The following is a 21,409-nucleotide window of genomic DNA, read 5'->3' as shown; positions in this document are numbered from 1 at the left end:
CGCCACTCCGTCTCGTACGACTTCACGCTGGTCGGACGGGAGTTGGCCCGTCCGCACCGAACGGTACCCTCCCCGGCCGCTCCTGTGGGAACGGCCGGGGAGGGCACGACGTGCCCGGGGCGGGCGGTTCAGCCGTCGAGTTCCTCGGCCAGCGCGCGCAGGGCGAGCCGGTACGAACCGATCCCGAAGCCGGCGACGGTTCCGGACGCGACCGCCGCGATCACCGAAGTGTGGCGGAACTCCTCGCGTGCGTACGGGTTCGAGATGTGCACCTCGATCAGCGGGGCGGTCCGCTGGGCGGCCGCGTCACGCATGCCGTACGAGTAGTGCGTGAACGCGCCGGGGTTGACGACGACGGGGATCGAGCCGTCGGCGGCCTCGTGCAACCAGCGGATCATCTCGCCCTCGTCGTTGGTCTCCCGGACGTCGACGTCGAAGCCGAGCTCCTTGCCCAGCGACCGGCACGCGTCGACCAGGCCCGCGTACGAGGTGGAACCGTACACGTCCGGCTCCCGGGAGCCGAGGCGCCCGAGGTTCGGGCCGTTCAGGACGAGGACCCGGCGGCTCACCCGGACACCTCGCCGAACGCGGCGAGCAGCACGGCCGGGTCCGGGCCCTCCAGCACGGTGGGCTTGGCGAGGCCGTCGAGCACGATGAAGCGCAGCAGGTCGCCCCGGGACTTCTTGTCGACCTTCATGGTCTCCAGCAGCCTGGGCCACTGGTCGCCCCGATAGGTCAGTGGCAGGCCGACCGACTCCAGCACGGTCCGGTGCCGGTCGGCCGTCGCGTCGTCGAGCCTTCCGGCGAGGCGGCCGAGCTCGGCGGCGAAGACCATGCCGACGGACACCGCGGCGCCGTGCCGCCACTTGTATCGCTCGTTCTTCTCGATGGCGTGCGCCAGCGTGTGCCCGTAGTTGAGGATCTCCCGCAGGCCGGACTCCTTGAGGTCGCTGGAGACGACGTCCGCCTTGACCCGGATCGAGCGCTCGATCAGTTCCGCGGTGTGCCGGCCGGCGGGGGTGCGGGCGCTCTCCGGGTCATCCTCGACCAGGTCGAGGATGACCGGGTCCGCGATGAAGCCGGCCTTGATGATCTCGGCCAGGCCGCTGACGTAGTCGTGGACGGGCAGGGAGTCCAGCGCACCGAGGTCGCAGATCACCCCGGCGGGCGGGTGGAAGGCTCCGACGAGGTTCTTGCCCTCGGCGGTGTTGATCCCGGTCTTGCCTCCCACGGCGGCGTCCACCATGGCGAGCACCGTCGTCGGTACGGCGATCCAGCACACTCCGCGCAGCCAGCTCGCGGCCACGAACCCGGCGAGGTCGGTCGTTGCGCCGCCGCCGACGCCGACGATGACGTCGGTACGGGTGAAACCGGTCTGCCCGAGGGCCTTCCAGCAGTACGCTGCGACCTCGACCGTCTTGGCCTCCTCGGCGTTGGGCACCTGGATGGCGACGGCCTCGTACCCCTGGTCGGCGAGGTCCTGGCGGACGGCGTCACCGGTCTCGGCCAGTGCCTCGGGGTGGATGACGGCGACGCGCTTGGCCCTGGGACCGATCAGTCCCGGGAGCTCGCCCAGCAGCCGGCGGCCGACGAGCACTTCGTACGGGTCGGTGCCCGCGGTGCCTGCGACCTGGATGCGGGTGACTGCCTGCTCGGTCATGCGTCCTTCCATTCGAGTGCGTCGAGGACCGCCTGGGCGACCTCTTCGGGCGTACGGTCGTCGGTGGCGACGACGACCCGGGCGGCTTCGGTGTAGAGGTGCCGGCGGGCCTCCATCAGCTCACGCCACTGGCGGCGCGGGTTGACGACCAGCAGCGGGCGGGCGGTGTTCAGCCCCACGCGGCGCACCGCCTCCTCGACGTCCATGGAGAGGTAGACGACGGGCAGCCCGGAAAGCAGCTCGCGGGTGCCCTGGTCGAGGATCGCGCCGCCGCCGAGGGCGAGCACGCCCGTGTGCTCGGCGACGGCGGCGCGGACCGCCGCGCGCTCCAGCTCACGGAAGTGCGGCTCGCCGTCCTCGATGAAGATGTCCGAGATCTCCCGGCCCTCGGCCGCCACGATGTCGGCGTCGGTGTCGCGGTAGCGGGTGCCGAGCCGCTGCGCCAGCAGGGCACCGACCGTGGACTTGCCGACGCCCATCGGCCCGATCAGCACGACCCTGGGTCCACCGGGTGCCGGGGTGTCCGGCCGCGGGGTCCCGGTGTCCTGCGGGTCGCTCACCGGATGGCCAGGTTCTCGAGGTACGAGCGCACATTGCGGCGGGTCTCGGCGACGCTGTCCCCGCCGAACTTCTCCGCGACGGCATCCGCGAGCACCAGCGCCACCATCGCCTCGGCGACGATGCCCGCGGCCGGCACCGCGCACACGTCGGAACGCTGGTGGTGCGCCGCGGCGGTCTCGCCGGTGCTGACGTCGACGGTCCTGAGCGCGCGCGGCACGGTCGCGATCGGCTTCATCGCCGCGCGGACGCGCAGCAGCTCACCGGTGCTCAGACCGCCCTCGGTGCCACCCGAACGGCCGGAGGAGCGGCGGATGCCGTCCTCGGTGGAGACGATCTCGTCATGGGCCCGGGAGCCGGGCACCCGCGCCAGCTCGAAACCGTCGCCGACCTCGACGCCCTTGATGGCCTGGATGCCCATCAGCGCGGCCGCGAGGCGGGCGTCGAGCCGCCGGTCCCAGTGGACGTGCGAACCCAGCCCGACGGGAACGCCGTAGGCCAGCACCTCGACCACCCCGCCCAGGGTGTCGCCGTCCTTGTGCGCCTGGTCGATCTCCGCGACCATCGCCTTCGACGCGTCGGCGTCCAGGCAGCGCACCGGATCGGCGTCGAGCTTCGCCACATCGGCCGGGGTGGGGTAGACCCCGTGCGGGGCCTTGGCCGCGGCCAGCTCGGTCACGTGCGACACGATCTCGATGCCCGCGGTCTCCTCGAGGTAGGAACGGGCCACGGCGCCGAGGGCGACACGGGCCGCGGTCTCCCGGGCACTCGCCCGCTCCAGGATCGGCCGCGCCTCGTCGAACCCGTACTTCTGCATTCCGGCCAGGTCGGCGTGGCCGGGCCGGGGCCGGGTCAGCGGCGCGTTGCGGGCCAGCGCCGCGAGCTCGACCGGATCGACCGGGTCGGCCGCCATGACCTTCTCCCACTTCGGCCACTCGGTGTTGCCCACCATGACCGCGATCGGCGAGCCGAGAGTGAGCCCGTGGCGCACCCCGCCGAGGAAGGTGACCTCGTCCCGCTCGAACTTCATCCGCGCACCGCGTCCATAGCCCAGGCGCCGCCGTGCCAGATGGTCCGCCACCATCTCCGTGGTGACCGGGACACCGGCGGGAAGACCCTCCAGCGTCGCCACCAGTGCGGGTCCGTGCGACTCCCCCGCGGTCAGCCAACGCAACCTGCTCAACGGTGCTCCTCATGCTCGCGCCTGGAACTGCGACAGCGCGGCCTCGGGGCACTCCTCCAGCGGTTGGAGACACCCCCGCCCTGTGGTGGCCGGGAGCGGCGCGGCCCGGGCCCGCCTACCCCGATCCTCCCACGTCCGGGCCGCGGACCAGGCCGGTGGTCCAGCAGTCGGACGGCCGGGCGGGACGGGACCTGGCTGATCCGGCGCCGTGGAGGGCCCGGTGATCAGCGTTCGGCGAGGGCCTCCTCGCCGGCCGCCCGCATGGCCGCCAGCGGTGCCGGCGAACGCCCGGTCATCTGCTCGACCTGGAAGACGGCCTGGTGCACCAGCAGGTCGAGGCCGCCGACGACGGAGCCGTCCCGCTCGGCCCACGCCGCCGCGAGCGGCGTCGGCCACGGGTCGTAGAGCACGTCGAAGAGGGTGCCGGGACGTTCCGGGACGTACGGGACCAGGGTGTCCGTCGCCCCGGCGGGGGTGGTGGCGACGACCAGCGGAGAGTCGAAGGCGTGTGCCGCCTCCGCCCAGTCGGCGGTGTGCACCTCGACGTCGAGCCGCTCGCCCCAGCCGCGCATCTCGTCGGCCCGCGCCCTGCTGCGCACATAGGCGGTGACCGGCCCCGTGCAGATCCGGCCGAGTGCGGCGAGCGCGGAGGAGGCGGTCGCGCCGGCGCCCAGGACGGCCGCGTGGTCAACCTTCTCGACGCCGCGCTCGCGCAGGGCGGCGACCATGCCGGGGATGTCGGTGTTGTCGCCGGTGCGCCGGCCGTCCTCGGTGAGGACGACCGTGTTGACGGCCTCGACTGCGGCGGCGGTGTCACTGATCCCGTCGAGCAGCGGGATGACGGCCCGCTTCAGCGGCATGGTCAGCGACAGCCCGGCCCAGCTCGCGTCCAGCCCCTGCAGGAAACCCGCCAGGTCTCCCTCGGTCACCTCGAAGCGGTCGTACGACCAGCCGGTCATGCCGAGCGCCGCGTAGGCGGCGCGGTGGAGCACCGGGGAGAGCGAGTGGGCGATGGGGGAGCCCACGACCGCGGCCCTGCGCCTGTCAGTTCGTGTCGCGCTGGTCATTGAACTTGGCCTTGAGCTTCTCGAAGTCCGCGTGGGTCCTGGCGTACTCGGTCTTGTGCTTGCCGTCGGTCGCCACGAAGTACAACCAGCCGTCCGAGGTCGGCGCGATCGAGGCGTTCAGCGCCGTCAGGTCCGGGTTGCCGATGGGCCCGGGCGGCAGCCCCTTCTGGGTGTACGTGTTGTACGGGTCCTGGTTGCTGTTGATCTCCCGCTCGCTGATGTCGATCTTGCTCTGGCCCTTGAGGTAGTTGAAGGCCGAGTCGAACTGGAGCAGTTGGTTGGTCTCGGTGTTGGTGGGCTTCAGACGGTTGTAGATGACCTCGGCCATCTTCTTGTAGTCGTCCTCGTTCTTGCCCTCGGCCTGCACCAGGCTGGCCACGGTGATCAGTTCCCAGGCGTTCTTCAGCTTGAACTGCTTCGCCTTGGCCTCGAGGTCGATCTTCCCGTACTCCTGGTTGGCCCGGGCGACCATGGCCTTGAGGATCGTCTCCGGCTTGGAGCCCGGCGCGACCGGATACGTGGCCGGGTAGAGGAACCCTTCCAGCGGGTCCTTGACGTTCTCGTGGTTCTGGGCCCACACGGGGAGTCCGAGGTTCTTCGCCTCCTTCAGGGCGACGGACCTCGTGGTGCCGGGATCGAGTTCGAGTCGTTTGTCGATCAACTCGTAGATCGCGGCGTTCCGCGCCCCCTCGGCGATGCTGAGGGCGTTGCGGTTGTTCGGGTCGAGCATCGCCTTGACGGCTTCCTCGGCCGACATCCCCTTCTTCAGGGTGTAGATGCCGTCCTGGATCCTGGTGCCGCGGGGGTTGTCGTTCTGCGCGGAGACGAAGGCGTCGACGCTCTTCACGACGCCGGCCTTCTTGAGTGCGTTGCCGATGTCCGTGCCGCTGGCGCCCAGGGCGATCTCGACCTGCACGCTTCCGCTGCCGGGGCCGTCGAAGTCGGGCGCCTCACCGAACTGCCCCTGCCAGAACTGGTATCCGACGTAGCTGGCACCGCCGGCACCGCCGACCAGGACCAGGGCCACGAAGAGGCAGGCGAAGCCGTTGCGGCCCTTCTTCTTTTTCTTGGCCGGGCCGCGGCCGTCACCGCCGCGTCCGGGCATCGCGCCCGGCTCGTCGTCATCGTCGCCGCGACGGTCGTCCCCCGTGAAGAAGGGATGGTCCTCCTCCTGCCGATCCGTCGCCCAGTCGTCGTCCGCAGTCGGCTGCCGACCCTGGGACGGCGGAGCGGTGCGATGGCCGGGAGGCTGCGGGGGCGGGTAGGCCTCGGGGGTGGCGTAGTGATCGGCGCCGGCGCCGTAGGGGGCGGCCCCGGCGTTCGGGTCGTACGGCATCACGGGCTGCTGCCCGGTGTCCCAGGTGCCGTCGTACGGCTGGGCTGCGTGGTCCTGGCCGCCGTACTGGCCGGTTGTGTACTGACCCGTGTCGTACTGCTGCCGACCGTACTGATCCGTGCCGTACTGCCCGGTGCCGTACTGTCCCGTGTCGTACTGCCCGGTGTCGTACTGCTGCTGCCCGTACTGCTGTTGTCCGTACTGCTGTTGTCCGTACTGCTGCCGATGGCCCGTCTCGTACTGGGCGTCCCCGTGCCGGGCCTGGTCCTGCGGCTGCTGCGGGTACTGCTGCTGCGGCTGGCCGCCGTAGGACGCGGGGCCGGCGCCGCCCTGCTGTCCTCTCCACCCCTGGTCCCCGTACAAGGGATCCTCGGGGTGCCACGGTTCGGAGCCGGGGCCCCGGCCATATTCAGTCATCGATCCCCTAGAGCCGCGAGACGAGCGCCGAACGCTCCGCCTCTACGTTGTGCGGCGGTTGTTCGAACACCGCCGCATCGCGCGGAACGTTACCGTATCGCGATCAGATGACCACTTCGACGCCCTCGCCCGGGGGACCCCCCGAGGTCCGTTCGGCCTCCAAAGCGTTCTGAAGGATGACAACTGCCGCGGCCTGGTCGATGACAGACCGGCCCTTTCTGGACTTCACGCCCGAAGCGCGCAGCCCCTGACCGGCCGTCACTGTGGTCATCCTCTCGTCGACCAGTCGCACCGGAACCGGATGGACACCGCGGGCGAGCTCCTGGGCGAAGGTCCGGACCTTGGCCGCCGCCGGGCCCTCGCCACCGCTCAGCGAACGCGGCAACCCCACGACCACCTCGATCGGCTCGTACTCCTCGACCAGCTGCCTCAGCCGCCGGTGGGCGGCCGGGACGTCCCGTCCCGGCACGGTCTCCACCGGGGTGGCGAGGACCCCGTCGGGGTCGCACGAGGCGACCCCGATCCGGGCGTCCCCGACATCGATCGAGAGACGGCGTCCCCTGCGCATCAGGCCCTCTCGGCGACCAGGCGCTCGACCGCGTCGATGGCGTCGCCGACGGCCTCCGGGTTCTGGCCACCGCCCTGGGCGACGTCGGGCTTGCCGCCTCCGCCGCCGCCGAGGGTCTTGGCGGCGGCGCGGACCAGCTCGCCGGCCTTGAGCCCGCGCTCACGGGCGGCCTCGTTGGTGGCGATGACGGTCAGCGGACGTCCGTTGGCGGTGGTGAACAACGCCACGACGGCGGGACGGTCGCCGGCCCCCGACAGTTGCTGCAGCCGGCCGCGGACGTCCAGGACCAGCTTGCGCAGGTCGTCGGCGGACGTACCGTCCGGGACCTGACCGGTGACCAGCGCCGTGCCGCGGACGTCCTTGGCGTTCTCGGCGAGACCGGCGGCGGCCTGGAGGACCTTCTCGGCGCGGAACTTCTCGATCTCCTTCTCGGCGTCCTTGAGCTTGCCGAGCATGGTGGCGATCTTCTCCGGAAGCTCCTCCGGACGGCCCTTGACCAGCTCCTGGAGCTGGGCGACGACCGTGTGCTCCTTGGCGAGGAAGTTGTAGGCGTCGACACCGACGAGGGCTTCGATACGGCGCACGCCGGAACCGATCGACGACTCGCCGAGCAGCTTCACCAGACCCAGCTGCGAGGTGTTGTGCACGTGCGTGCCACCGCACAGCTCCTTGGAGAAGTCGCCGATGGTGACGACGCGGACCCGCTCGCCGTACTTCTCGCCGAACTCGGCGATGGCGCCCTGCTTCTTGGCCTCGTCGATGCTCATGACCTCGGCCTGGACATCGAGCTCACGGGCCAGGACCTCGTTGATCCGCTGTTCGACGTCGGTCAGCACCGCGCCGGGGACGGCGGCCGGCGAACCGAAGTCGAAGCGGAAACGCCCCGGCGAGTTCTCGGAGCCGGCCTGCGCGGCCGTCGGGCCGAGGGCGTCGCGCAGCGCCTGGTGGGTGAGGTGGGTGGCGCTGTGGGCGCGGGCGATGGCCCGGCGCCGCCTGACGTCGATGGCGGCGTAGGCGGAGGCGCCCACGGTCACCTCGCCGACCTGCACCGAGCCCTTGTGTACGGAGACGCCCGGGACGGGCTGCTGCACGTCGCGGACCTCGATGACGGCGCCCGTGTCGAGCTTGATGCGGCCCTGGTCGGCGAGCTGGCCGCCGCCCTCGGCGTAGAAGGGGGTGCGGTCGAGGACGACCTCGACCTCGTCGCCCTCCGAGGCGGCCGGCGAGGGCACGCCGTCGACGAGCAGGCCGACGACGGTCGACTCGCCCTCCGTGTGCGTGTAGCCGGTGAACTCGGTCGAGCCGGAGGTGTCGGCGACCTCGCGGTAGGAGGACAGATCGGCATGGCCGGTCTTCTTGGCCTTGGCGTCGGCCTTGGCGCGCTCCCGCTGCTCCTTCATCAGACGGCGGAAGCCGTCCTCGTCCACGGACAGGCCTTGTTCGGCGGCCATCTCGAGGGTGAGGTCGATCGGGAAGCCCCAGGTGTCGTGGAGCAGGAAGGCCTTGTCGCCGGAGAGGACGGTCGAGCCGGCGTTGCGGGCCTCGGTGACGGCGCCGTCCAGCACGTTCGTGCCGGCGTTCAGCGTCTTGAGGAAGCGGGCCTCCTCGGCGAGCGCGACGGTCTCGACCCGCTTGCGGTCGGTCTCCAGCTCCGGGTACTGCTGCCCCATGGTCTTGACGACCACGTCGACCAGCGCGGAGACGACGGGGCCGGTGGCACCGAGGAGCCGCATGTTGCGGATGGCGCGGCGCATGATGCGGCGCAGGACGTAGCCACGGCCCTCGTTGCCGGGGGTGACGCCGTCGCCGATGAGCATCACCGACGTACGGATGTGGTCGGCGACCACGCGGAGCGAGACGTCCGACTCGTGGCTGTCGCCGTAGCGGACGCCGGTGAGCTCCGTGGCCTTGTCGATGACGACGCGCAGGGTGTCCGTCTCGTACATGTTCTGCACGCCCTGCAGGATCATGGCGAGACGTTCGAGGCCGAGACCGGTGTCGATGTTCTTGCTCGGCAGGTCGCCGACGATCTCGAAGTCCTCCTTGCCGGAGCCCTCGCCGCGCTCGTACTGCATGAAGACCAGGTTCCAGATCTCCACGTAGCGCTCGTCGTTGACGGCCGGGCCGCCCTCGGGGCCGAACTCGGGGCCGCGGTCGTAGTTGATCTCCGAGCAGGGACCGCACGGTCCGGGGACGCCCATGGACCAGAAGTTGTCCTTCTTCCCCAGGCGCTGGATGCGCTCGGCGGGGACGCCGACGACCTCCCGCCAGATGCGCTCGGCCTCGTCGTCGTCGAGGTAGACCGTGATCCAGAGCTTCTCGGGCTCGAGGCCGTAGCCGCCCTTGTCCTGAGGTGAGGTCAGCAGCTCCCAGGCGTACTTGATGGCCCCTTCCTTGAAGTAGTCGCCGAAGGAGAAGTTGCCGCACATCTGGAAGAACGTGCCGTGGCGGGTGGTCTTGCCGACCTCTTCGATGTCGGGGGTGCGCACGCACTTCTGCACGCTGGTGGCGCGCGGGGCGGGCGGCTTGGTCTCGCCCAGGAAGTACGGCTTGAAGGGGACCATGCCCGCGTTGACCAGCAGCAGAGTCGGGTCGTCCGCGATGAGCGACGCCGAAGGCACGACGGTGTGCCCGCGCTCCTCGAAGAAGCTCAGCCAGCGGCGGCGGATTTCAGCCGACTCCATCAGTGGTCCTCATTCCGGTTGTACGAGCGCTTCTCGTCAAGCATCTCGTAGTGCTTCTTGTCGTGCTTGTGGTTTTCCAGGGCGGCCCGGCGGCGCTGTGCGGGAAGTCCCCGGTCGACGGGGCGCTCGATCCCCAGCGCCTCGTCGAGCTCGGCCTCGCGCTGGGCCATCCCGGCCCGGACGTCGAGGGCGAAGTCCTTGAGCCGGTGCCCGGTCTCGATCGCCTTGTTCGCCGCCTGGGCGGCGAGGCTCTCGGGGGTCAGCTGCCTGAGCTTGCGGTTGACCTTGGTGGTGGCCCACACGCCTGCTGCGGCGCCGGCGGTGAACCAGAACGCACGACGGAACATCGGGTCTCAGTCCTTCTGCTTCCGGCGCCTCGCGGCCGGTACGGTGCGGCCGACGACGACCGTGCGCCGGGTCTGCGCGGGCGGCGCGACGTCCTTGTTGCGGCTCATCGCGCGGCGCACTCCGTAGCCGAACGCGGCGACCTTCACGAGCGGGCCGCCGAACGTCGAGGCGACGGTGGTGGAGAGCGCCGACGCGTTCGAGGTGACCTCCTGGACGTCGGAGGCGATGGCGTCGACCCGGTCGAGCTGGGTCTGCGCGGAGCGGACGGTGGCGGAGGCGTCGGCCAGCAGCGGCACCGCCTGTTCGGTCACCTCCGCCATCAGCTTGGTGGTCGCCCTGAGCGTCTGGGCCAGCCTCACCAGCACCACGGCGAGGAAGGAGACCAGGATCGCCCAGAAGACGGCCACCAGGATCCCGGCAACCTCTCCACCGGTCACGCTGCACCGCTCTCTGCTCGTCGAGGGTCACTTCGAAAGTCTTCGTCCGACCCTATCGCGCCCGAGGTCGGACCCCGTAACGGATCAGTGACCGCAGAACGGGAGTTGCGGGGATTCTACGGGCCGCCGCCCCCGCTCACGCTCCGTGTTCTCCGGCGCGGGGATGCGGAACGCGAGAGCCCGCCGCTCCCCCGCCGGTGAGGGCGGAGAGGCGGCGGGCCGTGGCGCGAAGGCCGGTGGTACCGCGCCGCTGGATCAGCGGGCGTAGTACTCGACGACGAGCTGCTCGTCGCAGATCACCGGGATCTCCTTGCGGTTCGGCTCCCGGTCCAGGCGGAAGGCGAGCGCCTTGAGGTTGACCTGCAGGTAACGCGGGGTCTCACCGTCGGGCGCGTAGCCACCCTCACGGGCGACCTGGAACGGGTGCTTGTCGCGCGAGCGCTCGCGGACCGTGATGACGTCGTCCGGGCGGACACGGAACGACGGCTTGTCGACCTTGCCGCCGTTGACCTCGATGTGGCCGTGGACGACCATCTGACGGGCCTGGTAGATCGTCCGGGCGATGCCGGAGCGGAGCACCAGGGCGTCGAGACGGCGCTCGAGCTCGATGATCAGGGCCTCACCGGTCTTGCCCTGCACCTTGCTGGCGCGCTCGTAGGCGCGGACCAGCTGACGCTCGGAGACGTCGTACTGCGCACGAAGGCGCTGCTTCTCGAGCAGACGGACCTTGTAGTCCGAGTTCTGCTTGCGGCCGCGGCCGTGCTCACCCGGCGGGTAGGGGCGAGCCTCGAAGTACTTGACGGCCTTCGGCGTCAGGGCGATGCCGAGAGCACGCGACTTCTTGACCTTGGGTCGCGACTGGTTCACGGGGAACCTACCTCCATGTAAGTTAGGTGAGCCTTACCTTATTCGAGGAGGACGTAATGTCTCGACCGCATGGGATCCCCCTGCCCAGTGCGCATCGCAGTTCGGACGACTCGACGGAATCGATGTCCGCTTGCGACGACGATGAACAAGGTCAGCCGCGTCCCAGGGAAGGCGCCCGGCAGCCCACCGAAGCCGAGCGCGTACGAACCCTCGTTGAGAACAACGCCTCAGTATCCCTCACGCTGCCGGGTGCTCGCGACCACGGTCCCGGCCACTGGGAACCCGCCGCACGCACCGTGACGCCCGAGGGGGACGTTGTTCTCCTTGTGCCATGGGATTCTCCCACGGCCCGGGCTGCCGCCTACGCCCAGGACGACGACCTGACCTGCGTGATGGAGATCACCGATGTCGCCCCCGTCGCGGTGCGGCAGCGGATCCGCGGCCGGGCCCGGCTGGCCGGCTGGCTCACCGCCGTGCGCAACGACGACCGTGCGCGGTACGGGCGGCTGCTCGCCGAGCGGCACCCCGAGCACTCCTCCGCGTGCACCGAGGCGGATCGACCCGCCTGGATGCTCGTCCGACTGGAGACCGGTGAGATCTCGGTGGACGACCTGTGGGGTGCGGGCAGCGCCGAGCCCGCGGACCTCGGGACGGCCGAGCCCGACCCCGTCGCACGGCACGAGGCGGAGCTGCTGCAGCATCTGCACTCGGCACACGGCGAACAGGTACGCGGACTGGCCGGTCTGCTCGGGGAGCGCGCCGGCGAGGCGGGCGACGCGGTACGGGACGTGGTGCCGCTGGCACTCGACCGGTTCGGGCTGCGGCTGCGCTGCACCACCGCGGACGGCCGTACCTTCGACGCGCGCTTCGACTTCCCCGAGCCCGTGAAGGACACCGGGGGGCTGCGGCACTCGATGCACACCCTCTTCGCCGCTGCCATGGGGTGACCGGACGCCGCACCGGGCGGCCGGGTCAGGCACCCGGCGGGGTCCCGCCGCGCAGTCGCTCGCGGACCTTCTCGACCACGTCCGCGTAGCGCGCCTCGGCGCCGTACCGTGTCGGCTCGTAGTAGCGCCTGCCGTGGACGGCGTCCGGCGCGTACTGCTGCGGGGCGATCGCGCCCGGGACGTCGTGCGGATACACATAGCCCTGGGCGTGGCCGAGCTTCGCCGCGCCCTTGTAGTGGCCGTCGCGCAGATGGCGCGGAACGGGTCCCGCCAGTCCGTTTCGCACGTCCGCCAGGGCGGCGCCTATCGCCGTCGTGGCGGCGTTGGACTTCGGCGCCAGGGCCAGCGCGATGGTGGCGTGGCTCAGGGTGAGCGCCGCCTCCGGGAAACCGATCATGGCCACGGCCTGCGCGGCCGCGACGGCGGTCGGCAGCGCCGTCGGATCGGCGAGCCCGATGTCCTCGCTGGCCGAGATCATCAGCCGCCGGGCGATGAAGCGCGGATCCTCCCCGGCCTCGATCATCCGCGCCAGGTAGTGCAGCGCGGCGTCCACGTCCGAGCCCCGGATGGACTTGATGAGCGCGCTCGCCACGTCGTAGTGCTGGTCGCCGTCCCGGTCGTACTTCACCGCCGCCCGGTCGACCGTCTCCTCGACGGTCCGGAGGAAGATCTCCGCCTCGCCCTTGGCGAGCGCGGCACCCGCCGCGGCCTCCAGCGCGGTCAGGGCGCGTCTCGCGTCTCCCCCGGCGATCCGCAGCAGATGCTCCTCGGAGTCGTCGGGCAGGGTCACGGCCCCGTCGAGACCGCGCTCCTCGGTCAGGGCCCGGCGCAGCAGAGCGCACACGTCGTCGTCGGTCAGCGGCTCCAGCGTGAGCAGCAGGGAGCGGGACAGCAGCGGGGAGATCACCGAGAAGTACGGGTTCTCGGTCGTGGCGGCGATCAGCGTCACCCAGCGGTTCTCGACGGCGGGGAGCAGGGAGTCCTGCTGGGCCTTGCTGAAGCGGTGGATCTCGTCGAGGAAGAGGACGGTCTCCTTGCCGAATCCGCCCGCGGCGCGGCGGGCCCCGTCGATGACCGTCCGGACCTCCTTGACGCCGGCGGTGATCGCGGAGAGCTCGACGAAGCGCTTGTTGGTCGCCTTGGAGACGACGTACGCCAGGGTCGTCTTGCCCGTGCCGGGCGGACCCCAGAGGATCACCGAGGAGGCTCCCGCCGGCCCGCCGGAGCCCTCGCCGACGAGCCGGCGCAGCGGGGACCCCGGCTTGAGCAGGTGCTGCTGGCCGACGACCTCGTCGAGGGTGCGGGGACGCATGCGGACGGCCAGCGGGCTCGCCGACGGGTCCTTCTCCTGGCGTTCCTCGGCGGCGGCGGTGAAAAGATCGGGCTCCACGTGATGAAGCCTAAGTGAGGGGACTGACAGCCTCCGTCGGGGTGCCTCCGGGCCGGGCCCCGCCAGGGCACCGGCCGTCGTGCGCCCTTCGGCTCAGCCGAGCCAGAAGTCCCACCAGCGCGTCAGGATCAGCATGCCGATGACGCCGGTGTGCAGCACCGGCAGGACCCAGGTGAACTCGGCAAGGAAGCCCTTCGCCCAGGCCGGGGCCGGCAGCAGTCCGTTGCGGATGTTGTGCGAGGTGACGTACCAGAACATGAAGATCGTGGCGACCCAGGCCAGGCAGCACCAGAGGCACAGGGCGTTGATGCTGTACAGCGACTGGTACTGGAGCCAGGTGCAGAACGCGACGCCGAAGAGCGTGCCCGCGTTGAACGTCAGCCAGTACCAGCGGCGGAAGCGGGCACCCGCGAGGAGGCTCATGCCGACGCCGATCACGACGGCGTAGGTGACGAGGCCGAGCATCGGGTTGGGGAAACCGAACGCCGAGGCCTGCTCGCTCTCCATCACGTTGCCGCAGGAGACGATCGGGTTCAGGCTGCAGCCGGGGGTGAAGGTCGTCCCGGCGATCTTGGCCTCGAGGATCTTGAACTTGTCGATCGTGATGATCCACGCGGCCAGCAGCCCGGCCGCTCCGGTGATCACCAGCAGCCATGCGAACGCACGGCTGCCGCCGACGGCGCCGCGCACCCGCTCCGCTTCCCGGCCGGAGGACACGCCGTCAACCGCTGCAGTCGTCATATCGCCGTTTCCATCGCTCGGTCACTGCTCTGGCACGGTCATTCTGCCGCACTCACGCCCCTGTCCACCGTTCGGTGGACGTAAGGATCCGGCTCCGCCCCCGGGACGGGAACGCGAAGGCCCGGCCCCGGCGGGCCGGGCCTTCGGACGCACGCGTCCCGCTCAGGTGAGCCTCGCCCGGATCTCCTCCACCACCGAGTCGAGGGCGACAGGCGCCTGCTCGCCGGACTCCATGTCCTTGAGCTGCACCACACCGTCCGCGAGGTCCCGCTCGCCGGCGACGATCGCGTACCGGGCGCCGCTGCGGTTGGCGTTCTTCATGGCCCCCTTGAGACCCTTGCCGCCGTACGCGAAGTCGGCGGCGACCCCTGCCCTGCGCAGCCCGGTGACGACGCCGAAGAGCGCGCGGCGCGCCTCCTCGCCGAGTGGGACCGCGAACACGCTGGTGGACGCGGGCAGTTCGAGCTCGATGCCCTCGGCCTCCAGCGCCAGGACCGTGCGGTCCACGCCGAGCGCCCAGCCGACCGACGGCAGCGCCGGGCCGCCGATCATCTCGGACAGCCCGTCGTAGCGCCCTCCGCCGCCCACCGCGGACTGCGAGCCGAGTCCGTCGTGGACGAACTCGAACGTCGTGCGCGTGTAGTAGTCCAGTCCGCGCACCAGCTTCTCGTCGTCCTCGAAGGCCACGCCGGCCGCCGTCAGCAGCTCGCGCACCTCCTCGTGGTAGGTCTTGCACGCGTCGCACAGGTAGTCGCGCAGCAGTGGCGCGCCCACGAGCTGCTTCTGGACCGAGTCGCGCTTGTCGTCCAGCACCCGCAGCGGGTTGATGTCGACGCGGCGGCGGGTGTCCTCGTCCAGGTCGAGCCCGCGCAGGAAGCCCTGGAGCGCGTCCCGGTAGACGGGGCGGCACTCCTTGTCGCCGAGCGAGTTCAGCAGGATCCGGAAGTCGCTCAGGCCCAGCGAGCGGTACGCCTGGTCGGCGAGGATGATCAGCTCGGCGTCGAGCGCCGGGTCCTCGGCACCGATGGCCTCGGCGCCGACCTGGGAGAAGTGCCTGTAGCGGCCCTTCTGGGGCCGCTCGTAGCGGTAGTACGAGCCCGAGTACCAGAGCTTCACCGGCAGGTTGCCGGACTTGTGGAGGTTGGCCTCCAGCGCGGCGCGCAGCACGGACGCGGTGCCCTCGGGGCGCAGGGCCAGCCTGTCGCCGCCCTTGGTCTCGAAGGCGTACATCTCCTTGGTCACGATGTCGGTGGACTCGCCGACGCCGCGCGCGAACAGCTCCACGTTCTCGAAGCCGGGCGTCTCGATGTAGCCGTAACCGGAGTTGCGGAGCGGCGCGGCGATCGCCTCGCGCACCGCCAGGTACTTCGCGGAGTCGGGCGGGATCAGGTCGTACGTGCCCTTGGGGGCCTGGAAGGTCGTCACGGAAGGTCTCGTCACATTCCTCGTCGGGGAGCGGCGGTGCCGCCGTCTCCCTGGCCGGCGGCCACCTCCCGCAGATACGGGTTGGCGACGCGCTCGCGGCCGATGGTCGTCTGGGGGCCGTGGCCGGACAGCACCACGGTCGAGTCGTCGAGCGGCAGGCACACGCGGGCCAGCGAGTCGAGCATCTCGGCCATGTCACCGCCGGGCAGGTCGGTGCGTCCGATGGAGCCGGCGAACAGCAGGTCGCCCGAGAAGAAGACCGGCGGCCGCCCCTCATCGTGTGAGTTGGCCGCGGCCTCGGGCAGACCGAACGTCACCGACCCCTTGGTATGGCCGGGCGCGTGCCGCACGGTCATCTCCAGACCCGCCAGCTTCAGCGCGGCGCCGTCGTGGAGCTCGTGTACGTCGTCGGGCTCCCCCACGGTCAGCTCGCCCAGGAGCGGCATCCCGAAGGAGCGGCCGAGGGCCTTCTCCGGGTCGCTCATCATGTACCGGTCGGCGGGGTGGATCCACGCGGGTACGCCATGGGCCCCGCACACCGGGACGACCGAGGCGACGTGGTCGATGTGGCCGTGGGTGAGCACCACGGCGACGGGCTTGAGCCGATGCTTCCTGAGCGTCTCCTCGACTCCCTCGGCGGCCTGGTGGCCCGGGTCGATGATCACGCACTCCTCGCCTGCGGCCGGGGCGACCAGGTAGCAGTTGGTCCCCCAGGCCCCTGCGGGGAACCCGGCAATAAGCACGATCGTCCTCAGTGTGTCGTCCGACGGGGATATTGCGTCACGGATTGCAACAGGTCAGAGCCTACCGGCGCTGCTCATTTCACAGCCAACCCGTATACGGTACGGGCACACCCGTGCCCCACGGATCACACCATCACCAAGGAGAAGACCCGGTGGTCAGCAGCGATCAGCGGCGGCGCCAGCTCGCCAGGGAGAAGTTCGAGCGGCAGCAGCGGCGCCGTGAGGAGGCCCGCAGGAAGGCCAAGCGCCGCAACGCGGTCATCGCGGCGGGTCTCGCCGTCGCGGTGGCGGCGGGCGGCGCCGCGTACCTCTCGGTCGGTCTGGCGGACGGCGACTCGGGGGACGACGCCTCGCAGCAGGCCGCCCCGACGCCGACGCCCACCGAGAGCGAGAGCGCCGCGCCCGAGCCGAAGATGGCCGTCGACGCGAAGGGGACGTACCGGATGTCGCTGGACACAAGCCAGGGCGCCGTGGCGTTCACGATGGATGCCGCGAAGACGCCCCGCACGGTGAACTCGTTCAAGCACCTCGCGGACAAGGGCTTCTTCGACGGAACCACGTGCCACCGACTGACCACGGAGGGCATCTTCGTGCTGCAGTGCGGAGACCCGAAGGGCGACGGCACCGGCGGACCGGGCTACACGATCCCGGACGAGAACCTGACGGCGCTCGGCAAGCCGGCCGCGGACGGCAAGGTCACGTACCCGGCGGGCACCGTGGCCATGGCGAACACGGGGCAGCCGAACAGCGGCGGCAGCCAGTTCTTCCTCGTCTACAAGGACAGCAAACTGCCGCCGTCGTACACGCCGTTCGGCACGATCGACGGGGCCGGACTGTCCGTGGTCAAGGCCGTCGGGGCGGCGGGCGCCGTCGGCGGGGCCACGGACGGCGCCCCCGCGAAGGCCGTCACGGTGGAGAAGGCGGCGGTCAGCAAGGGGTGACCCCGGCGAATTCGGCGGCGCCGAGTGCGGACAGCCGGGCGGCCGGTCGCCTAGATTGGCGTTGTGCAGCGCGGGCTGGGTCCGCGTTGCGGGAGGGCGGGCGATGCCCGTCCAGGAAACTGTGGACGATGCCCGGGGGCCCGAGCCCCTCGGGGCATCATGTGGAGGAGGCGCTGTGAGCAGCGACCCGTGGGGCCGCGTCGACGAGACGGGCACCGTGTACGTGCGGACTTCCGACGGTGAGAAGGTCGTCGGATCGTGGCAGGCCGGCTCTCCCGAGGAGGCACTGGCCTACTTCGAGCGCAAGTACGAGGGCTTGGTTGTCGAGATCGGCCTCCTCGAGAAGCGGGTGAAGACCACCGATCTGTCGCCGAAAGACGCGATGACCGCGATCGACCACATTCGCGGGCAGATCGACGAGCACCACGCGGTCGGCGACCTCGAGGCGCTGAGCAAGCGGCTGGACGCGCTGGTGACCTCGGTCGAGTCCCGGCGCGAGGAGCGCAAGGCCCAGAAGGCGAAGCAGACCGACGAGGCCCGGCACGCCAAGGAGGCCCTGGTCGCCGAGGCCGAGGAGCTGGCGCAGAGCGAGCAGTGGCGGGCGGCCGGCGAGCGACTGCGGGCTCTCGTGGACACCTGGAAGGGCCTGCCGAGGCTCGACCGGAAGTCCGACGACGAGCTGTGGCACCGCTTCTCCCACGCGCGGTCGGCGTTCTCCAAGCGCCGCAAGGCGCACTTCGCCGCGCTGGACGCGCAGCGCGAGGTGGCCCGGCAGACGAAGGAGCGGCTGGTCGCCGAGGCCGAGGCACTGTCCGGATCGACCGACTGGGGTCCCACGGCCGCGCGCTACCGCGAGCTGATGGCGGAGTGGAAGGCCGCGGGCCGCGCGCAGCGCGAGCACGAGGAGGACCTGTGGAACCGCTTCCGCGGGGCCCAGGACATCTTCTTCGCCGCGCGCAGCGGGGTGTTCGCGGAGCGGGACGCCGAGCAGTCCGAGAACCTGAAGCTCAAGGAAGAGCTGGCGGTCGAGGCGGAGAGGCTGGTGCCGGTGACGGATCTGAAGGCCGCGCGAGCCGCCTTCCGCTCCATCAACGAGCGCTGGGAGGCCATCGGTCACGTCCCGCGTGATGCCCGCCCGAAGGTCGAGGGCCGGATGCACGCCGTGGAGCGGGCGATCCAGGAGGCCGAGGAGGCCGAGTGGCGCCGCACCAACCCCGAGGCGCGGGCGCGTGCCGAGGGCCTGACGGGTCAGCTGCAGGCCGCGGTCGACAAGCTGCGCACGCAGATCGACGCGGCCCGTGCGGCCGGCAACAACGCGAAGGCCGACAAGCTCTCGCGTGAGCTCGAGGGACGTCAGGCGCTGCTCGACCAGGCGCTGAAGGGCCTGGAGGAGTTCGGCGGCTGACACCGCACACGGATACGGGACGGGCCCGGCGGCATCTGCATCTGCCGCCGGGCCCGTCCCGTACACCGCGGGCTGCGTCGTCCCGGCGCGCGCCTGCGCCGGAGAGCCCGGGACGGTCCACCGGCCGGCCTCACCGGCGCCCGGGTCGGCGGCCGCTACGGGCGCCGCGCCGACGTCACGCGGTAGACGTCGTAGACGCCCTCGACCCCGCGGACCGCCTTCAGGACGTGACCCAGGTGTTTCGGGTCGCCCATCTCGAAGGTGAAGCGCGAGGTGGCGACACGGTCGCGGGAGGTCTGGACGGCCGCGGAGAGGATGTTGACGTGCTGGTCGGACAGCACGCGGGTGACGTCCGACAGCAGCCGGGAACGGTCCAGCGCCTCGACCTGGATGGCGACGAGGAAGACCGAGGACTGCGTCGGCGCCCACTCGACGTCGAGCATGCGCTCGGGCTGTTGCGACAGCGAGTCCACGTTGACACAGTCCGCCCGGTGCACGGAGACGCCGCTGCCGCGGGTGACGAACCCGATGATCGGGTCTCCGGGGACGGGCGTGCAGCAGCGGGCGAGCTTCACCCAGACGTCGTCGACACCCTTGACGACCACGCCCGGATCGGCGTTGGCTCGGCGCTTGCGGCCACGGCTGCGGGACGGCGGCGTCGACTCGGCGATGTCCTCGCTGGCCGCCTCCTCGCCGCCGAGTGCCTGCACGAGCTTCTGGACGACGCCCTGCGCGGCGACATGGCCCTCGCCGATCGCCGCGTACAGCGACGAGATGTCGGGGTAGCGCATCTCGTGCGCGAGCGTGACCAGCGAGTCCCCGGTGAGAATGCGCTGGATCGGCAGGTTCTGCTTGCGCATCGCCCGCACGATGGCGTCCTTGCCCTGCTCGATCGCCTCGTCACGGCGCTCCTTGGAGAACCAGGCCCGGATCTTGTTCCTGGCCCGGGGCGACTTGACGAAGCCCAGCCAGTCGCGCGAGGGGCCCGCACCGGTCGCCTTGGACGTGAAGACCTCGACCAGGTCGCCGTTGTCCAGCGTCGACTCGAGGGGGACGAGCCGGCCGTTGACGCGGGCGCCTATCGTGCGGTGGCCGACCTCGGTGTGGACGGCGTACGCGAAGTCGACGGGCGTGGCGCCCGCGGGGAGCGCTATGACGTCGCCCTTCGGCGTGAACACGAAGACCTCGTTGCGGGAGAGGTCGAAGCGCAGGGACTCCAGGAACTCGCCCGGGTCCTCGGTCTCCTTCTGCCAGTCCAGCAACTGCCGCAACCACGCCATGTCGTTGATGGCGTCCTTGTCCTTGCCCGAGCCCTTGGGGACGTCGGTACGGATCTTGGAAGCGCCGGCGACGGCCTCCTGCTTGTACTTCCAGTGCGCGGCGATGCCGTACTCGGCCCTGCGGTGCATGTCGAACGTGCGGATCTGCAGCTCGACCGGCTTGCCGCTGGGCCCGATGACCGTCGTGTGCAGCGACTGGTACATGTTGAACTTCGGCATCGCGATGTAGTCCTTGAACCGCCCCGGAACGGGGTTCCAGCGGGCGTGGACCGTGCCGAGCGCGGCGTAGCAGTCGCGGACGGTGTCGACGAGGACGCGGATGCCGACCAGGTCGTAGATCTCCGCGAAGTCACGGCCGCGGACGATCATCTTCTGGTAGACGCTGTAGTAGTGCTTCGGCCGGCCGGTGACGGTGGCCTTGATCCGGGCGGCGCGCAGATCGGACTGCACCTCGTCCGTCACTATCGCCAGGTACTCGTCGCGCTTGGGGGCGCGCTCGGCGACGAGACGGACGATCTCGTCGTACATCTTGGGGTAGAGGATCGCGAAGGCGAGGTCCTCGAGCTCCCACTTGATGGTGTTCATGCCCAGCCGGTGGGCCAGTGGAGCGTAGATCTCGAGGGTCTCGCGGGCCTTCTTCTCCTGCTTCTCCCGCTTGAGGTAGCGCATCGTGCGCATGTTGTGCAGGCGGTCCGCGAGCTTGATGACCAGGACGCGCGGATCCTTGGCCATGGCGACGACCATCTTGCGGACCGTCTCCGCCTGGGCGGCCTCGCCGAACTTGACCTTGTCCAGCTTGGTGACGCCGTCGACGAGCAGGGCCACCTGGTCGCCGAAGTCCCGGCGCAGGGTGTCCAGCCCGTACTCGGTGTCCTCGACGGTGTCGTGCAGCAGCCCTGCCATCAGCGTGGCGGGATCCATGCCGAGCTCGGCGAGGATCGTGGTGACGGCGAGCGGATGCGTGATGTAAGGATCGCCGCTCTTGCGCTTCTGGCCACGGTGCCAGCGCTCGGCGACCTGGTAGGCGCGCTCGATCTGGCGCAGCGTGGCGGTCTCGATCTTCGGGTCGTTGCCGCGGACGATCCGCAGCAGCGGCTCGAGCACCGGGTTGTACGGGCTGGAGCGCTGGACGCCCAATCGGGCCAACCGGGCGCGGACCCGGTTGGAGGAGCCGCCGGAGCGCGCGGGCGCCGGGGCGGGCGGGGCGGGCTTCGGGGCGGTCACGGGAACGGAGGCCGGGCCGCTGGCACTCCCCTGAGCGCCCGCGGTCCGTTCCGCGTGCTTCTTCTCGGGCGTGGCAGGGGCCGCGACAGCCTTGTCGGCCTGCTGCTCGGGCTGCGCGGTGGCGGGACGGGCCTCGTCTGGCAAGAGCGCTCCTCGTGCGGGTCCGGGTCCCCCGGTCAGGCCCGGAA

General features: G+C 70.8%; 19 protein-coding genes. 3 read left to right on the top strand and 16 right to left on the bottom strand.

Annotated features, from left to right (window positions below; translation table 11 throughout):
* Window positions 1-128: 128 nt before the first annotated feature.
* The 11 genes from aroQ to rpsD all read right to left on the bottom strand — a co-directional run bounded on the left by aroQ (window position 129) and on the right by rpsD (window position 11,125).
* A complete protein-coding gene (gene aroQ, locus O7595_RS28430) occupies window positions 129-569 on the bottom strand; it encodes a type II 3-dehydroquinate dehydratase (protein WP_269731434.1) in 441 nt (146 codons plus the stop codon).
* On the bottom strand, window positions 566-1,660 hold the full coding sequence (gene aroB / locus O7595_RS28425; protein ID WP_269731433.1) for a 3-dehydroquinate synthase: 1,095 nt from the start codon (window positions 1,658-1,660) through the stop codon (window positions 566-568). Before aroB ends, aroQ begins: the two co-directional genes overlap by 4 nt.
* On the bottom strand, window positions 1,657-2,139 hold the full coding sequence (locus O7595_RS28420) for a shikimate kinase (RefSeq protein WP_269732663.1): 483 nt from the start codon (window positions 2,137-2,139) through the stop codon (window positions 1,657-1,659). The genes aroB and O7595_RS28420 overlap by 4 nt, the downstream gene beginning before the upstream one ends.
* A gap of 77 nt (window positions 2,140-2,216) precedes the next feature.
* Window positions 2,217-3,401: a chorismate synthase gene (aroC, locus tag O7595_RS28415; RefSeq protein WP_269731432.1), complete on the bottom strand. Its 1,185-nt coding sequence runs from the start codon at window positions 3,399-3,401 to the stop codon at window positions 2,217-2,219.
* 224 nt (window positions 3,402-3,625) lie between these two features.
* On the bottom strand, window positions 3,626-4,468 hold the full coding sequence (locus tag O7595_RS28410) for a shikimate dehydrogenase (protein WP_269731431.1): 843 nt from the start codon (window positions 4,466-4,468) through the stop codon (window positions 3,626-3,628).
* The gene (mltG, locus tag O7595_RS28405) at window positions 4,446-6,221 is read right to left on the bottom strand and encodes an endolytic transglycosylase MltG (protein WP_269731430.1); all 1,776 of its coding nucleotides are present in this window, start codon (window positions 6,219-6,221) and stop codon (window positions 4,446-4,448) included. The genes O7595_RS28410 and mltG overlap by 23 nt, the downstream gene beginning before the upstream one ends.
* Before the next feature lie 103 nt (window positions 6,222-6,324).
* Complete coding sequence (ruvX, locus tag O7595_RS28400) at window positions 6,325-6,789, bottom strand: Holliday junction resolvase RuvX (RefSeq protein WP_269731429.1); 465 nt, start codon at window positions 6,787-6,789, stop codon at window positions 6,325-6,327.
* Window positions 6,789-9,473, bottom strand: a complete 2,685-nt coding sequence (gene alaS, locus O7595_RS28395; RefSeq protein ID WP_269731428.1) for an alanine--tRNA ligase — start codon at window positions 9,471-9,473, stop codon at window positions 6,789-6,791. The genes ruvX and alaS overlap by 1 nt, the downstream gene beginning before the upstream one ends.
* The gene (locus tag O7595_RS28390) at window positions 9,473-9,820 is read right to left on the bottom strand and encodes a DUF6167 family protein (protein ID WP_269731427.1); all 348 of its coding nucleotides are present in this window, start codon (window positions 9,818-9,820) and stop codon (window positions 9,473-9,475) included. Before O7595_RS28390 ends, alaS begins: the two co-directional genes overlap by 1 nt.
* A gap of 6 nt (window positions 9,821-9,826) precedes the next feature.
* Complete coding sequence (locus tag O7595_RS28385) at window positions 9,827-10,258, bottom strand: DUF948 domain-containing protein (protein WP_269731426.1); 432 nt, start codon at window positions 10,256-10,258, stop codon at window positions 9,827-9,829.
* A 255-nt stretch (window positions 10,259-10,513) separates the two neighbouring features.
* Window positions 10,514-11,125 carry a 30S ribosomal protein S4 gene (gene rpsD, locus O7595_RS28380; protein ID WP_269731425.1) on the bottom strand — a complete coding sequence of 204 codons (612 nt, stop codon included), beginning with the start codon at window positions 11,123-11,125 and terminating at the stop codon, window positions 10,514-10,516.
* A gap of 326 nt (window positions 11,126-11,451) precedes the next feature.
* Here rpsD and O7595_RS28375 point away from each other — a divergent pair, with 326 nt between their 5' ends.
* Window positions 11,452-12,072, top strand: coding sequence for a DUF2470 domain-containing protein (locus tag O7595_RS28375; protein ID WP_443071752.1), 621 nt, complete (start codon window positions 11,452-11,454; stop codon window positions 12,070-12,072).
* A 25-nt stretch (window positions 12,073-12,097) separates the two neighbouring features.
* Here the strand turns inward: O7595_RS28375 and O7595_RS28370 are convergent, their stop codons facing one another.
* The 4 genes from O7595_RS28370 to O7595_RS28355 all read right to left on the bottom strand — a co-directional run bounded on the left by O7595_RS28370 (window position 12,098) and on the right by O7595_RS28355 (window position 16,371).
* Window positions 12,098-13,462 carry a replication-associated recombination protein A gene (locus tag O7595_RS28370; protein ID WP_269731423.1) on the bottom strand — a complete coding sequence of 455 codons (1,365 nt, stop codon included), beginning with the start codon at window positions 13,460-13,462 and terminating at the stop codon, window positions 12,098-12,100.
* Window positions 13,463-13,555: 93 nt separating this feature from the next.
* Entirely contained in the window at window positions 13,556-14,203 is a 648-nt protein-coding gene (locus O7595_RS28365) for a vitamin K epoxide reductase family protein (protein ID WP_269731422.1), read from the bottom strand.
* Between the two features lie 162 nt (window positions 14,204-14,365).
* Window positions 14,366-15,628, bottom strand: coding sequence for a histidine--tRNA ligase (gene hisS, locus O7595_RS28360; protein WP_269731421.1), 1,263 nt, complete (start codon window positions 15,626-15,628; stop codon window positions 14,366-14,368).
* Between the two features lie 11 nt (window positions 15,629-15,639).
* Window positions 15,640-16,371, bottom strand: coding sequence for an MBL fold metallo-hydrolase (locus O7595_RS28355; protein ID WP_269731420.1), 732 nt, complete (start codon window positions 16,369-16,371; stop codon window positions 15,640-15,642).
* 152 nt (window positions 16,372-16,523) lie between these two features.
* Here O7595_RS28355 and O7595_RS28350 point away from each other — a divergent pair, with 152 nt between their 5' ends.
* Together O7595_RS28350 and O7595_RS28345 are read left to right on the top strand one after the other, a co-directional pair.
* Window positions 16,524-17,312, top strand: coding sequence for a peptidylprolyl isomerase (locus O7595_RS28350; RefSeq protein ID WP_269731419.1), 789 nt, complete (start codon window positions 16,524-16,526; stop codon window positions 17,310-17,312).
* Window positions 17,313-17,487: 175 nt separating this feature from the next.
* Window positions 17,488-18,717, top strand: coding sequence for a DUF349 domain-containing protein (locus tag O7595_RS28345; protein ID WP_269731418.1), 1,230 nt, complete (start codon window positions 17,488-17,490; stop codon window positions 18,715-18,717).
* A 155-nt stretch (window positions 18,718-18,872) separates the two neighbouring features.
* Here the strand turns inward: O7595_RS28345 and O7595_RS28340 are convergent, their stop codons facing one another.
* Complete coding sequence (locus tag O7595_RS28340; protein WP_269731417.1) at window positions 18,873-21,365, bottom strand: RelA/SpoT family protein; 2,493 nt, start codon at window positions 21,363-21,365, stop codon at window positions 18,873-18,875.
* Between the last annotated feature and the right edge of the window lie 44 nt (window positions 21,366-21,409).

The sequence above is a fragment of the Streptomyces sp. WMMC940 genome, from assembly GCF_027460265.1.
In the GTDB taxonomy this organism is placed as follows: domain Bacteria; phylum Actinomycetota; class Actinomycetes; order Streptomycetales; family Streptomycetaceae; genus Streptomyces.
This window is presented reverse-complemented; position numbering and strand designations above follow the sequence as displayed.